Source organism: Bacillus songklensis (assembly GCF_042649685.1).
In the GTDB taxonomy this organism is placed as follows: domain Bacteria; phylum Bacillota; class Bacilli; order Bacillales; family Bacillaceae_H; genus Bacillus_BA; species Bacillus_BA songklensis.
The window spans coordinates 117,423-133,450 of record NZ_JBHRZT010000020.1 but is presented as its reverse complement, the minus strand read 5'-3'; the positions used below and the strand labels follow the sequence as shown (position 1 = coordinate 133,450).

At 42.9% G+C, this 16,028-nt stretch carries 10 protein-coding genes; 9 read left to right on the top strand and 1 reads right to left on the bottom strand.

Annotated features, from left to right (window positions below):
- Positions 1-226 precede the first annotated feature (226 nt).
- Entirely contained in the window at positions 227-1,843 is a 1,617-nt protein-coding gene (locus ACFOU2_RS03650) for an efflux RND transporter periplasmic adaptor subunit (RefSeq protein WP_377912291.1), read from the top strand.
- Positions 1,840-4,941, top strand: a complete 3,102-nt coding sequence (locus ACFOU2_RS03645; RefSeq protein ID WP_377912289.1) for an efflux RND transporter permease subunit — start codon at positions 1,840-1,842, stop codon at positions 4,939-4,941. Before ACFOU2_RS03650 ends, ACFOU2_RS03645 begins: the two co-directional genes overlap by 4 nt.
- 311 nt (positions 4,942-5,252) lie before the next feature.
- On the opposite strand, the gene ACFOU2_RS03640 is transcribed toward ACFOU2_RS03645, so the two are convergent.
- Positions 5,253-6,968, bottom strand: coding sequence for an Rqc2 family fibronectin-binding protein (locus tag ACFOU2_RS03640; protein WP_377912287.1), 1,716 nt, complete (start codon positions 6,966-6,968; stop codon positions 5,253-5,255).
- Between the two features lie 420 nt (positions 6,969-7,388).
- Between ACFOU2_RS03640 and ACFOU2_RS03635 the strand changes: the two genes are divergently transcribed.
- From ACFOU2_RS03635 to priA, 7 genes are all read left to right on the top strand, one after another.
- On the top strand, positions 7,389-10,067 hold the full coding sequence (locus ACFOU2_RS03635) for a calcium-translocating P-type ATPase, SERCA-type (RefSeq protein ID WP_377912285.1): 2,679 nt from the start codon (positions 7,389-7,391) through the stop codon (positions 10,065-10,067).
- Between the two features lie 156 nt (positions 10,068-10,223).
- Positions 10,224-11,099, top strand: coding sequence for a YicC/YloC family endoribonuclease (locus ACFOU2_RS03630; protein WP_377912283.1), 876 nt, complete (start codon positions 10,224-10,226; stop codon positions 11,097-11,099).
- Positions 11,100-11,160: 61 nt separating this feature from the next.
- Positions 11,161-11,424, top strand: coding sequence for a DUF370 domain-containing protein (locus ACFOU2_RS03625; protein WP_377912281.1), 264 nt, complete (start codon positions 11,161-11,163; stop codon positions 11,422-11,424).
- A 14-nt stretch (positions 11,425-11,438) separates the two neighbouring features.
- Positions 11,439-12,053 carry a guanylate kinase gene (gene gmk, locus ACFOU2_RS03620; protein ID WP_377913562.1) on the top strand — a complete coding sequence of 205 codons (615 nt, stop codon included), beginning with the start codon at positions 11,439-11,441 and terminating at the stop codon, positions 12,051-12,053.
- A gap of 3 nt (positions 12,054-12,056) precedes the next feature.
- A complete protein-coding gene (rpoZ, locus tag ACFOU2_RS03615; RefSeq protein WP_377912279.1) occupies positions 12,057-12,287 on the top strand; it encodes a DNA-directed RNA polymerase subunit omega in 231 nt (76 codons plus the stop codon).
- A gap of 78 nt (positions 12,288-12,365) precedes the next feature.
- Positions 12,366-13,568: a bifunctional phosphopantothenoylcysteine decarboxylase/phosphopantothenate--cysteine ligase CoaBC gene (coaBC, locus tag ACFOU2_RS03610; RefSeq protein WP_377912277.1), complete on the top strand. Its 1,203-nt coding sequence runs from the start codon at positions 12,366-12,368 to the stop codon at positions 13,566-13,568.
- Between the two features lie 5 nt (positions 13,569-13,573).
- Positions 13,574-15,985 (top strand): primosomal protein N', encoded by a 2,412-nt coding sequence (priA, locus tag ACFOU2_RS03605; protein WP_377912275.1) that lies wholly within the window; start codon positions 13,574-13,576, stop codon positions 15,983-15,985.
- Positions 15,986-16,028 lie beyond the last annotated feature (43 nt).

Below are 16,028 nucleotides of genomic sequence, written 5' to 3'. Positions count from 1 at the left end.
TACCCGGTCCGTAAAGGATAGTATATGTAATTAAATGGTATTTTAACAATTTATTTACATATAAAAACCGAAAATCTATAATTCAGTTTGGGAACTAGTAGGTATAAAATGACCATCAGGTCTGTTTTGCATTATGGGTGATTGTTAAAACACTCATCTCCAAGTGATTAAGGGGAAAAATGGAGGCTTTTTAACTCATAGAAAAATAGAGGGGGAGCAAAAGAAGGTGAGAAAACGTTGGCCTTTAATTATGACAGCCGTGAGTTTGACTTTTGTGTCGGCAGCTTGTTCGGCAAAGGAAACGAGCGGTGTTCAGGAAGTAAAGAAAGAAGCAAAAAATGTAGAAGTAGCAACTGTAAATAAGGAAATGCTGGATGTTATCTCTAATCTTTCAGGAACGCTCCTGCCTTATGATGAAACAGTCGTTTCATTTGAGGTGGGAGGTCGAATTATTGACATGAGCGCTAAGATAGGCGATTCCATCAAGAAGGGGAGCGTTCTAACGAGATTGGACCCAACTGAATATCGGCTTCAAGTAGAGAAAGCGAATAAAACGATTCTTGAAGCTCAGGCAGCCCTAAATTCTTCGGATGCGGCGATCCAGTCTGCGGATGCAGGAGTTCAATCTGCGGATGCAGGCATTCAATCCGCGGATGCAGGCATTCAAACTGCGGATGGAGGCATTCAAACTGCGGATGAGGCCATCAAGTCTGCAGAGGCAAATATAAAGGCGGCGAATTCATGTATACATAGTGTACAAGCGAGTTTGGAAGAGTTGAATAAAGGAGCGCGCGAACAAGAAAAGACTCAAGCAAGACTTGCGGTTGAAAGAGCGAAAGATGCCTACAACAAAGTAAGTGCCGACGCCGGGCGTATGAAAGGTTTATATGAAGAAGGTCTTGTATCGAAAAAAGAATATGAAGAGGTGCAGCTCCAGCTTTCCAATGCCCAAAAAGACGTGGCAAACGCCGAGCAGTCATTATCATTGCTTTTAGAGGGAGCAACTGAAGAGAAGCGCAAGCAAGTGTATGCATCATTGGAAGAAGCACAAGCAGGAAAGGAACAAGCTGAGGCAGGAAAGGGACAGTCAGTAGCCGCCAAAGGACAATCGGTTGCTTCAAAGGGGCAAGCAATGGCTTCAAAGGAGCAAGCAATGGCTTCAAAGGAGCAGGCGATTGCTTCCAAACAACAAGCGGTAGCTGCCAAAGGACAATCGCAAGCGGCTTATGAACAGGCCCTTGTCGGGAAAGAACTGACGGAGTTTACTCTTTCTAAAACGGTATTGAAGGCTCCAATTTCGGGTGTTGTATTAGAAAAGCTCGTTTCTAACGGTCAAATGGTCAATGCCGGAACATCTGTTTACCGATTGGGCCGTACAGACCAGCTGAAGGTTCTTCTTCCTGTGCTGGATAAGGAAATCAAGGATTGGAAAGTTGGACAGGAAGTAAATGTTGCGTTATATGATCAAGTGAAAGAAGGAAAAGTGAACAAAATCTATCCGTTAACAAATGCTAGCACAGGAACGATCAGTGTTGAAGTAGTAATTCCAAATACCAAATTTGATTGGTTCCCGGGCCAGGTAGTAAAAGCGAATCGGGTTTCTTCTGATAACAGCGGCATCCTTGTCCCTGTTGAAGCAGTCATCAGCAATGGGGATAAGCCTTATGTGTTTAAAGCGGTAAATGGAAAGGCTGTCAAAACGGTGGTAGAAACGGGAGAATTAATTAACAACAAGATTCATATTATAAACGGCTTAAAAGAAGGCGATAAAGTTGTAACCCTAGGGGCGGACTTGTTGTTTGACGGCGATCCGGTAAAGACAGCTGGGGGTAAAAAGGAATGATCGAATATATCGTCAAGAAGCGGAAAATCACTCTACTTTTCTTTATGCTCATCGTGCTTGTCGGATGCTTGAGTTTCTTTCAGCTGCCGCAGCAGGAAAACCCTGATATTGTTATCTCGCAAGCCATTGTCACTACTACTTATCCGGGAGCAACACCGGAGAAAGTAGAACAAACGGTCACGAAGAAAATTGAACAAAAGATTAAAGAAATGCAGGGAATCGCTAAAATTACTTCCACTTCGAGTAGCGGAACGTCAAGTGTTATGGTTGAGTTAAAAGATGGAGAGAACGCAAAGCAAAAATGGGACGAGCTTCGCAAAAAAGTGCAGGATGCGGAAGCGGAGCTGCCGGAGGATGCCAACCAGCCCAATATCAATGATGATTTAACTAAATCGTTTATACAGACCTTCACCATTTTTGCTGATTCCAAGGAAGAGGTTTATAAATTAAATGACTTAATGAAGTCGTGGAAGGATCAGCTAAGAACGATTCCAAGTGTGTCAGAAGTAGCCATTGAGGGGATTCCTGAGCAGGAAGTCCGGATTGATATTGATACACAAAAAATGCAGCAGTACGGCATTTCATGGGAACAGCTGATGCAGGCCGTTAAAACGGAAAATGAAAAAGTGCCAATCGGGAATTTGGACCATGGAGCACGTACATATCAGCTGAAAGTGAATGAGATAGAGGATGTAGAAGAACTAAACAAAACGATTATTGCAAGAACGGCAGATAGATTTCCTATTTATTTACAAGATGTAGGTGAGGCTAAGCTTACGACCATGAAGCCTGAGTACATTACATATTATAATGGCAAGCCCGCTGTTTCACTGAGCATCAGTGCTGAAACAGGCAGTGACGTTCCGACAGTGCATAAGAATGTAAACAAAATGATGAAAAAGCTTGAGAAAAGCTTGCCAAAAGGGACTAAGCTTGAATCACTATATGCCCAAAAGGAGCAGGTAGATGAAATCTTTGCCGATTTATCAAGAGAAACTTTTATTGCGATTGCAGCGGTTATTTTAATTTGTACATTGGGATTAAATTTTGTCACCTCTGCTGTGGTTGCCTTGGCGATCCCAATTTCCATTGCGGTCGGGTTACTTTTCCTTCCTTATTTAGGAATTACACTGAACTTTATTTCAGTCATTGGCTTGATTATTGTGTTGGGAATTTTAGTGGATGATGCTGTTGTCGTGAATGACAATATTGAGCGCCGATTAACCGTATTGGGGGAAGGACCGTCTGCAGCAGCAGTAAATGGAGCGAAAGAGGTGTCGGTATCCATTATTACGGCGACTTTTGCGACAATTGCGGCATTTGCTCCCCTTATGTTTTTAGAGGGGGATGCAGGACAATTTATTAAGCCGATTCCGACTATTATCACGTTAACGATGCTGGCATCAATGATAATGTCTCTTACGATTATTCCTATTTTCCGGGAGTGGTATGAAAGTCGGGCCCGTAAAAATAAAGAGGGATACAACAAGACGGCTGGTTTCTTAGGAAAACAAATACACGCATTAACACAGGCATATTCAAAAAAATTAATGCCAAAAGTGTTAAAACGTCCGCTGTTAGTCGGATTACTTGGGCTTTTAATCGGGACCTCCGCGTACGGATTAGTTCCGTTTACGCCTATCGAGCTGTTCCCGATGGATGACAGTCCTCAGTTTTTAATCGATGTCCGTTTGCCGCTTGGAACATCGATTGAAGAGACAGACCGTGTCGTCAAAGATGTATCTGATTGGGTTCAAAAGCAGCCGGGAATTGAATCAGTCGGCGCCTATACCGGCGGTGCAGCTCCTGCTATGTTTGGCGGCGGCGTCTCAGGAGACAGCGGACCGACCTCCGGACAATTGGCTGTCTTTGCAGAGGAAGGGTTCGAGGTAAAAGAGACTGCAGATGAGTGGGCAGAAGCCTTTAAGGAGAGGTATCCGGGAATTACGGTTGTTCCACAAACACTGCAGAGCGGACCGCCTGTCGGAAAACCGGTTTCCATTCGCCTTTACGGGGAAGACCTGGAGAAGTTGCGAAGAGTGTCCGAACAAATTAAAGGAATCGTTGCTGATACAAGCGGAACATATGATATTCAAGATGACTTTGGTATTGAACGATATACACTCGAATTTGCAGTTAACAAGGAATTTATGGATCAAAACCTTGTCAATTACACTGATTTATCGCGTACACTTCGGCTTATTAGCGAGGGGGTAAATGTTAGTGAATTTGACACAGGAAAAGATCTTCTCGACATAAAACTCTATTTAAAAAATGAGGACGAAGATCCCGCTTTGCTATTCCAGAAGCTAAGTGTAACAAACGCAAGAGGAGAGCAAATTCCGTTATCACAAATTGCTCAAATGAAACCATCCTTCTCTATTCAAAAAATTGCTCACTATAATCTAGCTCGAACGGTTACAGTAAGTGCTGAAGTAAAAGACCGCACGGCTACCGAAGTAATGAAGGAAATTGAACGGGAGCTGGATTCTATGAGTTTACCGGATGGTTATACATGGGAAGCGGGCGGTGAAACGTCCGACCAAGTAGAAATTTTTGTGAATATGGGTAAATTATCCATTGTTGTTGTGTTCTTAATTCTTATTTTGATTACGATGCAGTTTTACTCGCTGTCTATTCCCGTTATTATTATGAGTACTGTTTACCTTGCGGCGGCAGGGGCGATTATTGGGCTATTCATCACAAGAACGCCGCTTGGTTTTATGACGGTAATGGGGATTATTTCATTAGCGGGAATTGTTGTTCGGAACGGAATTGTATTAATTGAATTTATTGAAGAGGCAAGACATGAAGGGGTAGAACTAACAGAGGCCATTATTAAATCAGGCGAAGCGCGTTTCCGGCCGATCCTTTTGACCACTATGACAGCTATTGCAGGCCTCTTGCCAATTGCGATTGAAGGGGATGTGCTCTTTAAGCCGATGGCTGTCACCATTATCTCTGGTTTAATCTTCTCTACAGTATTAACATTAGTGGTTGTACCGTCTTTATATATGGTACTAGCAAAATATAAAAACAAGCGCCAGCAAAAGAAATGGGCTCATCAATTAAACCAGGAAAATGAACTTTCTATATAGATGCAGATAAGGATAAAGAGAGAATGTCCTAAAGGCTCCAACAAGAGGCTTTTAGGGCATCTTTGGAATACACAGCTTGCACACGGAAAACCGTTATCATCAAGAGGAAAGGCTTTCGGCCAGGAGGGATTGTGTGGAAGAGAGAAAAGAGGAGGAGATAGCGTGAAACGCAGGATCTCCTCCCTTTTTTTGTCCGGCTTTCTGGATACCGGCTTCTTTTTTATGTTGATTGTGTTAGCGATGTTGATTCTTTCCACTAGCTATTTTGCGCGAATGGGACCAGAAATCAAAACTAAATGTCAGCAAATTTCTTATTTTAGGCTTCGAAGTTTTAAAACAAGTTCTTCGTTCGGCGTGACGTACACCGTTTGCTGGTTTTCGTAAATGACAAAACCCGGCTTTGAGCCGCTTGGTTTTTTAACGTGACGAACCTTTGTATAATCGACGGGAACCGAGCTGGAGCTTTTCGCTTTACTGAAATAAGCAGCTAAGTGAGCCGCTTCTAGAATCGTCTCTTCTGAAGGTGTATGGCTCCGGATCACAACATGAGAGCCCGGTATATCTTTTGTATGAAGCCAAATCTCGTCCCTTCCTGCCAGTCGATTTGTTAAGTACTCATTTTGTTTATTGTTTTTACCAACTAAAATTTCCGTTCCATCACTCGATTGATAATGCTCTAACACTGGTTTTTGCGGTTTATTTTTTCGCTGTTGTTTTCCTAGACGGTTTCGCAAGTATCCTTCTTCGACCAGTTCTTCCCGAATTTCCGCAATATCTTTAGACGAAGCCGATTCCATTTGTTGCATCAGGCCTTCGAAATAGGAGATTTCTTCTTTTGCCTTTTCGATTTGCTCTTTTACAAAGGCAACGGAATTTTTGGCTTTTTGGTATTTTTGGAAATAACTCTGCGCGTTTTGTGATGGGGATTTTTGCGGATCCAATGCGATGGTCACAGTGGTTCCATTTTCGTCATAGTAATTGATTACCTCTATTTCCTTATCGCCTTGTTTTATATTGTACATATTGGCTGTCAACAGTTCCCCGTACAATTGATATTGCTGCGCCTTTTCTGCATCTTTTAATGTTTGCTCAAGCTTCTTGATTTTCTTTTCATTTTTCTTTTTCTCATTAGAAATGAACTGCAGCAAATCATTTGCCTGCTGCTTTACCCGGTCGCGTTCCGCTTTGCCGTAATAATAGCGGTCAAGCAATTTACTAATCGTATCGAACGTTTGAGTTTGGCCGTCCAAATGTTCAAGCGGCATGATGTAAAAATGATCCTTGCCGCGGCTTGTGATAAGAGACGGGGAAAATTGATGTGTTTCGATGATTTTCATCGTCTCTACAAACGCTTTCGGAAGGGAGGTGCGGTTTGCAATTCCTGCACGATAGACAATTTCATTTGCCAGCAGCGGTGAAAGTCCTTCAAAAGCCTGAACGAGTTGCTGCGACAATTTGCCGCTGTTAAAATCGATTTTTTTAAGGACGGTCTCTTCCGTCGCTTCCATAGGATTCGTTTTCCCTTGTTCCGGAGGCAAAACATAGGGATGCCCTGGAAGAACAGTACGGTAGCGGTTCAAGGAGATCGGGATATGTTTGATGCTGTCAATAATGACGTTTTTATCTTTATCAATGAGGACGATGTTACTATGACGCCCCATGATTTCAATGATTAGTTGTTTTTCGACGACATCGCCGATTTCATTGCGTCCTTTCGTTTCGATAATTAAAATACGGTCCAGTTCATGCTGGCGTACTTTTTCAATGATGCTTCCTTCCAAATGTTTGCGCAGCAGCATGCAAAACATCGGAGGCTCAGCGGGATTGTCATACGCTTCATTCGTAAAGTGGACACGCGCATAACTTGGATGGGCGGAAATCAATAATTTTCGGTTTACTCCGTTTGCCCGCACCTGAAAAATCAACTCGTTTGAAAAGGGCTGATGTATTTTGTTAATACGACCTGTCTCAAGGCTGGCCTTCAATTCCTGCAGCATCGCATATGTAAACACTCCATCAAATGACATATCTTCCACTTCCTTATTTCTTTAAACGTAATTGTTCAATCTATTTTACAACATTTTAATCAAATTCTTTTGAAAAAAGTATATATAAGTCCCACTTAATTTTTCAACATTAATTCGTTTTGCGACCATCTTCATGTCCTTTTAGTTTTTCTGCCTCGGATCAGCGAAAAGGTCTTCTCCTTAAATCTCTTTATTTTATGCTTTTGGTTTTCCCGGCCTGCATAAGCTAAAAGGGTCTTCGTATAAGCGGGGGGCCAGGTACCGCAGGGGAAATGGCCCCCCGCTTATACGTAAATCATGTGACATGGATGTTCTTTATCCATGTCACATGATTTATGTGGATTGAGATAGCATGTTTTAGGACGAGTCTGAATAAGCTTACGATATAGAGAATGAAGGCAAAGGGTGTGGAGAAATGGCATGAAGTGGTATGAACTGAGTGAAAAAGCCGTCTTGCAAATGACGAAATCGACAAAAGAAACAGGTCTAGCAAGTAAGGAGGCAAAGGCGAGGCAAAAGCAATATGGGCTGAATGAGCTCCAAGAAGCTGAAAAACAATCGGCTTTGCTTTTGTTTTTGGAGCAATTTAAAGACTTTATGGTGCTTGTGCTGCTTGCAGCAACGCTTATTTCCGGGCTGCTTGGAGAGTACATAGACGCCATTGCGATTATTGCAATTGTCATTATAAACGGTTTCTTAGGTTTTTTTCAAGAAAGGCGGGCCGAAAAATCACTGGACGCCTTAAAAGAGCTGTCGGCTCCTCACGTAATGGTATTAAGGGATGGGGAGTGGAAGCGAATTCCGTCAAAGGAATTAGTGATAGGGGACGTATTAAAATTCACGAGCGGGGACCGCATAGGAGCCGACATTCGTGTACTGGAAGCAAAGAGTCTTGAAATCGAAGAATCGGCGTTAACGGGGGAATCCCTGCCGGTTCAAAAACAAACCGCTCCTTTGAAGGGTGAAGATATACCTCTTGGCGATCAGGACAATATGGCGTTTATGGGAACGTTGGTGACAAGAGGCAACGGTATCGGTATTGTCGTGGGAACAGGTATGAATACAGCGATGGGGCAAATCGCGAACCTTTTGCAAAATGCAGAAACGATGATGACGCCGTTACAGCGAAAGCTCGAACAATTGGGGAAAATCCTGATTGGCGTTGCATTATTGCTGACCGTGTTGGTAGTGGCAATCGGTGTGATTCAAGGACATGCGTTATATGAAATGTTTTTGGCCGGTGTGTCGCTGGCTGTGGCTGCCATTCCGGAAGGCCTGCCGGCTATTGTGACGGTTGCACTGTCTCTTGGCGTACAGCGCATGATTAAGAAAAATGCCATTGTGCGCAAGCTTCCGGCTGTAGAGACTCTTGGATGTGCGTCGGTTATTTGTTCCGATAAAACCGGAACGATGACCCAAAACAAAATGACGGTTACCCACATTTGGTCAGGTGGCACCACATGGAATGTAAGCGGAACAGGATATCATCCGGAAGGCCGATTTTACTTAGGTCAGAGAGAAGTCAATCCTAATCAGGCAAAGCCGTTGCAACAGTTATTAATGTTTGGAATGCTTTGTAACCAAACGGATTTGATCAGGCAAGAAAAGGATTATGCCGTTGACGGTGACCCGACAGAGGCGGCTTTACTTGTAGCGGCAATGAAAGCCGGATTTAAGAGGGAATCCCTTGTACAGCAGTTTGAAATTATGCAGGAGTTTCCGTTTGATTCGACAAGGAAAATGATGAGTGTCGTTGTAAAAGACAAAAAAGATGGTAAACGATATGTCGTAACAAAAGGAGCACCCGATGTATTATTGACAAACAGCACCAAAATATTATGGGACAATAAGCTGCAATCACTATCTCTTGTAATGAGCAACGAAGTAAAAACAGCCATTGATCAGCTTGCAAGCCAAGCACTTCGGACGATTGCCATCGCTTACCGCCCTCTTATGGACGAGACGTTCGGGCATGAACGGGAAGCGGAGAAAGAACTTGTCTTTATCGGATTGCAAGGGATGATCGATCCGCCGAGACCGGAAGTAAAAGAAGCGGTAAAGGAGTGTCGTGAAGCGGGGATCAAAACGGTCATGATTACAGGAGACCATGTTATTACAGCGAAAGCGATTGCTTCACAGCTAGGCATTTTGAAGCCGGGAGGAAAGGTGTTAGACGGTTATACGTTATCCAAAATGAGTGTCGAAGAGCTCGAGGAAATGGTGGACGATGTATATGTATATGCTCGTGTATCTCCCGAACATAAATTGAAGATTGTAAAAGCCCTTCAGGCAAAAGGCCACATAGTCGCCATGACGGGAGACGGCGTCAACGATGCGCCAGCCATCAAAGCAGCCGATATCGGAATCTCCATGGGGATTACGGGTACGGATGTAGCGAAGGAAGCATCGGCCCTTGTGCTGCTTGATGATAACTTCGCGACCATTAAATCCGCCATCAAAGAAGGACGAAACATTTACGAAAATATTCGCAAATTTATCCGTTATTTACTGGCTTCCAATGTAGGGGAGATTTTAGTGATGCTGTTCGCGATGATTTTAGCCTTGCCGCTGCCGCTGGTACCGATTCAAATCTTGTGGGTCAACCTCGTGACAGACGGATTGCCGGCAATGGCGTTAGGGCTCGATCAACCGGAAGAAAATGTGATGAAACGCAAACCGCGTCATCCAAAAGAAGGCGTATTTGCACGCGGATTGGGCTGGAAAGTCATTAGCCGCGGCTTCTTGATAGGAGCCGTTACGCTGGCCGCGTTTATGATCGTGTATGATAATACACCTGAAAAACTGGCATATGCCCAAACAATCGCATTTGCCACTCTTGTAATGGCACAGCTTATTCACGTGTTTGATTGCCGCAGCGACAAATCGATCTTTGACCGCAATCCGTTTGAAAACATTTATTTAGTCGGGGCTGTTTTATCTTCCATTTTATTGATATTGATCGTCATTTACTATCCGCCGCTGCAGCCGATTTTCCATACGATGGCAATTGCTCCGCGGGAGTGGCTCGTTATTCTGGGATTAGCAAGTGTACCAACTTTTTTACTGGCAGGTTCACTTTTAACAAGAAAATCGTCTTAAACTATGTTATAATGCAAAAGGTAATAGAAGACGCTTCTATTACCTTTTCTTTTGGTTTACTAGAAAGTGTCATCTTTCTTGGTGCAAGCCAACTTTTCTTTATCTTTCCTTTCGTCATTATTTTGTGTAAGATATGTACATAGTGGATGTGATAAGATGGTTTATAGTATGACAGGTTTTGGCAGAGGTAAAGCGGAATCTTCCCAATACATGGTGATAGTGGAGATGAAATCTGTCAATCATCGTTTTTGTGAGATGGTGATTCGCATGCCAAGACCATTACTTCAAATGGAAGATAAAATAAAAAAACTGATTCAAGCATACATAAAACGTGGACGGATAGAGGTTTTTGTTGCCATATCAGGTGAGAACATCACAAAGAAAAAAGTTCAGATGGATTGGCAGCTGTTACAAGAATATATGCAAAATTTGCAAAAGGCAAAAGATGAATATAACTTGAAAGATGATATTCGTGTGTATGATTTGTTAAAGATGCCAGATGTCCTTACAACTTTTGAAGAAGAGGCGGACCATTCACCGATTTATGATCTTGTTCTTCAAGCGGCTGAGCAGGCCGTTGTACAATTAGTGGAAATGAGACGATTGGAAGGAGAGCAGTTAGTACAAGATGTTCTTGCACATCTAGAGCAGATTAAACGTGCTCGTGAACAGATTGTCTTATTGGCTCCACAAGTGGTTGAGCAATACCGCCATCGTTTGCAAAAACGATTGGCAGACTTGGCGGGTGGCGCAATAGATGAACAGCGGATAGTGACGGAAGCGGCCATCTTTGCTGATAAAGCGGATATTAACGAAGAATTAACAAGAATTGAAAGCCACCTCTCCCAATTTATCCAAACAATCCGGGAAGGAGAGGCGATGGGGCGGAAGCTTGATTTTCTTGTTCAAGAGTTGAATCGTGAGATGAACACGATTGGTGCGAAAGCAAACAATGGGGAGATTGCTCAGTTTGTTGTGGAGATGAAAACCGCTGTAGAACGAGTTAAAGAACAAGTTCAAAATATTGAATAATGGAAGTGGGGTTAGGTTACCGCCAAGACGGTTACAATATAACCCATTAGGAGGCTTGTAGATGAGCGGCAAGTTGATTAATATAGGATTTGGAAATTTTATTTCATCGCATCGCATTATTTCTGTCGTCCATCCTGATTCAGCTCCGATTAAGCGTATGATTCAAGATGCGAAAGAACGAGGTACATTGATTGATGCAACGTTGGGAAGGAAAACGAGATCGGTTGTGATTATGGACAGCGATCATGTTATTTTAGCGCCTGTTCAGCCAGAAACGGTTTCACATCGAATTACAAATAAAGAAGAACAATTATCAGAAGGGTAGGTCATTTGGGCACAATGAGAGAGAGAGGCTTATTAATCGTTCTTTCAGGACCGTCAGGCGTAGGGAAAGGAACGGTGCGTAAAGCGTTATTTTCGCAGGAAGATACAAATTTTGAATACTCCATTTCAGCCACAACGAGAAAGCCGCGTGAAGGTGAAGTAAACGGTGTTGATTATTTCTTTAAAAGTCGTGAAGAGTTTGAAACGATGATTAAAGAAAATAAGCTGCTTGAATGGGCGGAATATGTAGGCAATTATTATGGCACGCCGATTGATTATGTAGAGAAAACCTTATCGGAAGGCAAAGACGTTTTTCTTGAAATTGAAGTACAGGGCGCTCTTCAAGTGAAAAATGCTTTTCCGGAAGGCTTGTTCATTTTCCTGGCACCGCCAAGCCTTTCGGAATTGAAAAACCGTATTGTGAACCGCGGAACGGAAAGCGAAGACTTGATCAACAACCGCATGAAAGTAGCGAAAGAAGAAATCGATATGATGGATGCTTACGATTATGTCGTTGAAAATGACAAGGTGGAACATGCCTGTGATCGAATCAAAGCCATCGTCACGGCTGAACATTGCCGTCGTGACAGAATAGCAGCCCGTTATAAAAGAATGCTGGAGGTAGAATAATTTATGCTTTATCCATCCATTGACTCATTAATGAGAAAGTTAGATTCTAAGTATACGCTTGTAACTGTAGCGGCAAAAAGAGCCCGTCAGCTTCAGCTAAATGACGATTTAATGATTGGAAAGCCTGTTTCCCGTAAATATGTGGGCAAGGCCTTAGAAGAGATTGACGCTGAGTTATTAAGTTATACAAAAGCACAAAAGCAAGACAATGAAGATTCTGCTTTAGAAAGATAATCGCTGTTTTAAGAAAATAACAACCTACTGCAGGTTGTTATTTTTTTCATCATGATACATGGAATAGGTGGGAGAAGAATGGTAAAGGGAAAACGGATTTTGTTATGTGTAACAGGAGGAATTGCTGTTTATAAAGCAGCTGCTTTAACAAGTAAGCTTGTGCAGGCCGGCTTTGAAGTAAAAGTGATGATGACAAAGTCTGCGAGTGAATTTGTCACTCCTCTTACATTTCAGTCACTGTCGAGAAACCCGGTTTATACAGATACATTTGACGAGAAAAACCCGGCAGTCATCGCCCATATCGATCTTGCCGATTGGGCGGATCTTGTTCTGGTGGCACCGGCAACAGCGAATATAATTGGTAAATTGGCGAATGGAATTGCTGATGACATGATTTCAACCACGCTTCTTGCGACAACGGCGAAAGTATGGATTGCTCCTGCCATGAATGTCCATATGTATGATCACCCTGCAGTAAAACGAAATATTGAAACATTGTCCTCGCACGGTTATGAATTTGTAGAGCCGTCGGAAGGATATCTTGCCTGCGGGTATGTGGGAAAAGGAAGGTTGGAAGAACCGGAAAATATAGTGACACTTGTCCAGCAGCTTTTTCAGCGGGAATCCAATCGGCCTCTAAAAGGAAAAAATATTCTTATTACAGCCGGACCAACGAGAGAGAAGATTGATCCCGTTCGATTTATTACGAATCATTCCACCGGAAAAATGGGTTATGCGATTGCTGAAGAAGCGAGAGAATTAGGGGCTGATGTAACGCTCGTAACCGGACCGACGAATGTGGCGTATCCAAAAGGAGTTCATGTCATCCAGATTGAAAGCGCCCAAGAGATGTATGAACAAGTCATAAAACATTATCCTGACATGGACGTTGTCATCAAATCAGCGGCAGTTGCCGATTATCGACCGAAAAACGTTCATGAGCAAAAAATGAAAAAACAGCCGGGTGATGCAGTAATCGAGCTTGAGCGGACGAAGGATATTTTAAAAACTTTAGGAGAGAAAAAAGAAAAGCAGCTTTTAATCGGTTTCGCGGCCGAAACCGAGAAGGTGGCGGAATATGCCCAAAAGAAATTGCGCGAAAAAAATGTCGATATGATCATTGCCAATAACATCAGTAAAAAAGGAGCGGGCTTTGGCGGAGACACAAACATTGTAACGATGTACAAGCGGACAGGTGAAATCAAAGAACTTCCTTTACTTTCAAAAAGAGAAGTTGCCCAAAAAATATTGGAAGAAATACAGAATATGTTAGAAGGTTGACAAGTATGAAAATTGCCAGCGTCATTGTAGATGTAGCTGCCAAACAAACAGATCGTACATTTGATTATCTCATTCCTGAAAAATGGGCCGATGTGCTTCAAAAAGGCATGCGTGTGATCGTGCCCTTTGGACCGAGGAAAGTTCAAGGATTTGTGGTCGGTTTGAAAGAACATTCGGAATTCAAAAAACTAAAGCCGATTGTCGAGTTGCTTGATCCGTACCCTGTGTTAACGGAAGAATTGTTACAGCTCGGACATTGGCTGACTGAAAAGACCTTATGTTATGCGATTTCTGCTTTCCAGGCGATGCTGCCTGCGGCCATGAAGGCGACATATGATAAGGAAGTCAGGCTTCTTTATCCAGAAGATATGAGCTTATTGCATGAGGATGTGCAGCAGTATTTTAAACAAGAAGATGCCGTCCTATTAAGCGGTGTCCACCAAGATCATCTTTCTTCTTTTTACCGGGATATTCAAAAGGGGTATTTGGAAGTCATTTACATCGTGAAAAACCGTGCCAGAAAAAAGACGGTAAAAGGGATCAAACCCTTATACGCGGCTGTGCAACTTCAACAACTGGCGGAACAAATGCCGAAGCAGGCTGAAAAGCAAAAAAACGTTTTAGCCTTTTTCTTGAAACATCCCGGTGAAATTGCATTGAAGGAGTTATGCGAACAGTTAAATGTTACACAAGCCCCTGTAAAGGCGCTCGTTAATAAAGGGGTGCTGGGAGAAACAAACATTGAGGTGTATCGCCAGCCGTATGATGAAGAGGCCTTTGGGAAAACGAGTGCTTTTCCGTTGACGGAAGAACAAGAACAGGCCATCACCCCTATTCTACAAACAATAGAAGAGGCTAAGCATGATGTTTTCTTAATGTACGGAGTGACTGGAAGCGGGAAGACAGAAGTGTACCTTCAATCGATCGATCAAGTATTAAAAGAAGGAAAAGAAGCCATTGTCCTTGTTCCTGAAATTTCGTTAACTCCGCAAATGGTCAAACGGTTCAAAGGGAGATTCGGCTCCAAAGTGGCCGTTCTTCACAGTGGGCTGTCATCGGGAGAAAAGTACGATGAATGGCGAAAAATCCAGCGAAAAGAAGTGTCGGTGGTTGTAGGGGCAAGGTCGGCAGTATTTGCTCCGTTTCAAAATCTCGGAATTATTATTATTGATGAAGAACATGAAACAAGCTATAAACAGGAAGAAACTCCGAGATATCATGCACGTGATGTGGCCATTTACAGGGGGAAACACCACGAATGCCCGGTTGTTCTCGGAAGTGCCACTCCTACATTAGAATCATTTGCACGCGCAAAAAAAGGTGTATATAAGTTATTAACGCTAAGGAAAAGAATGAATGATTCCGCACTCCCGGCCGTTGATATCGTAGATATGAGAGAAGAGCTGCGCGGCGGTAATCGGTCCATGTTTTCGACATTGTTATTTGAGAAAATGCAGGATCGGCTTGAAAAGGGAGAGCAAATCGTTCTGCTTTTAAATAAACGGGGTCACTCATCTTTTGTTATGTGCCGCGACTGCGGTTACGTCCATACATGCCCCCATTGTGAAATATCGCTTACGTATCATCGGTATAATCATTTATTGAAATGTCACTATTGTGGATATGAACAGCCTGCCGCTGTCACATGTCCGGAGTGTAATAGTGAACATATTCGTTATTTCGGCACAGGCACTCAAAAGGTGGAAGAAGAATTAACGAAATTATTGCCTGAGGCAAGCGTTATTCGGATGGATGTAGATACGACAAGCAGAAAAGGAGCGCATGAACGGCTGCTGGATCAATTTGCAGAACAGAAAGCACAAATTTTGTTAGGGACACAGATGATTGCAAAAGGTCTTGATTTTCCAAACGTCACATTAGTTGGAGTGTTATCTGCTGATACAATGCTTCATCTTCCTGATTTTCGCTCGTCTGAAAAAACATTTCAGCTGTTGACCCAGGTGAGCGGCCGTGCAGGAAGACATCATCTTCCCGGAGAAGTCGTAATTCAAACATATACGCCGGAACATTATAGCATTCAGCTGGCGGGCCAGCATGATTTTGATGCATTTTATCAGCAGGAAATGATGGCAAGAAAGATGCATCAGTATCCCCCTTTTTATTATGTAGCGTTAGTAACGGTTTCACATGAAGAACTGACAAAGGTCGTGGCCGTCACCGATAAAATTGCCCAATTTTTACGGCAAAAGCTTTCAAACAATACGGTTGTTCTCGGTCCTGTCGCCTCGCCGATTGCGAAGGTAAAAGATAGATATCGTTATCAATGCATGATAAAATACAAGCTGGAACCAGAACTGATCCCATCTTTAAAGTTTATATTGGACCGTTATCAGCGGGAAATGCAGCAACAGCAGCTCTCCATTACGGTTGATCTGCAGCCATATTCCATGATGTGATGTTTGCACATGGAGAACGCAAGGCTGGTATTTCGAGCGAGAC

Bases quoted from the DNA above. Each gene is read 5' to 3' on its own strand.
- ACFOU2_RS03645 (WP_377912289.1), top strand. From the start codon at position 1,840: ATGATCGAATATATCGTCAAGAAGCGGAAAATCACTCTACTTTTCTTT.
- ACFOU2_RS03640 (WP_377912287.1), bottom strand. From the start codon at position 6,968: ATGTCATTTGATGGAGTGTTTACATATGCGATGCTGCAGGAATTGAAG.
- ACFOU2_RS03635 (WP_377912285.1), top strand. From the start codon at position 7,389: ATGAAGTGGTATGAACTGAGTGAAAAAGCCGTCTTGCAAATGACGAAA.
- ACFOU2_RS03630 (WP_377912283.1), top strand. From the start codon at position 10,224: ATGGTTTATAGTATGACAGGTTTTGGCAGAGGTAAAGCGGAATCTTCC.
- ACFOU2_RS03625 (WP_377912281.1), top strand. From the start codon at position 11,161: ATGAGCGGCAAGTTGATTAATATAGGATTTGGAAATTTTATTTCATCG.
- gmk (WP_377913562.1), top strand. From the start codon at position 11,439: ATGAGAGAGAGAGGCTTATTAATCGTTCTTTCAGGACCGTCAGGCGTA.
- rpoZ (WP_377912279.1), top strand. From the start codon at position 12,057: ATGCTTTATCCATCCATTGACTCATTAATGAGAAAGTTAGATTCTAAG.
- coaBC (WP_377912277.1), top strand. From the start codon at position 12,366: ATGGTAAAGGGAAAACGGATTTTGTTATGTGTAACAGGAGGAATTGCT.
- priA (WP_377912275.1), top strand. From the start codon at position 13,574: ATGAAAATTGCCAGCGTCATTGTAGATGTAGCTGCCAAACAAACAGAT.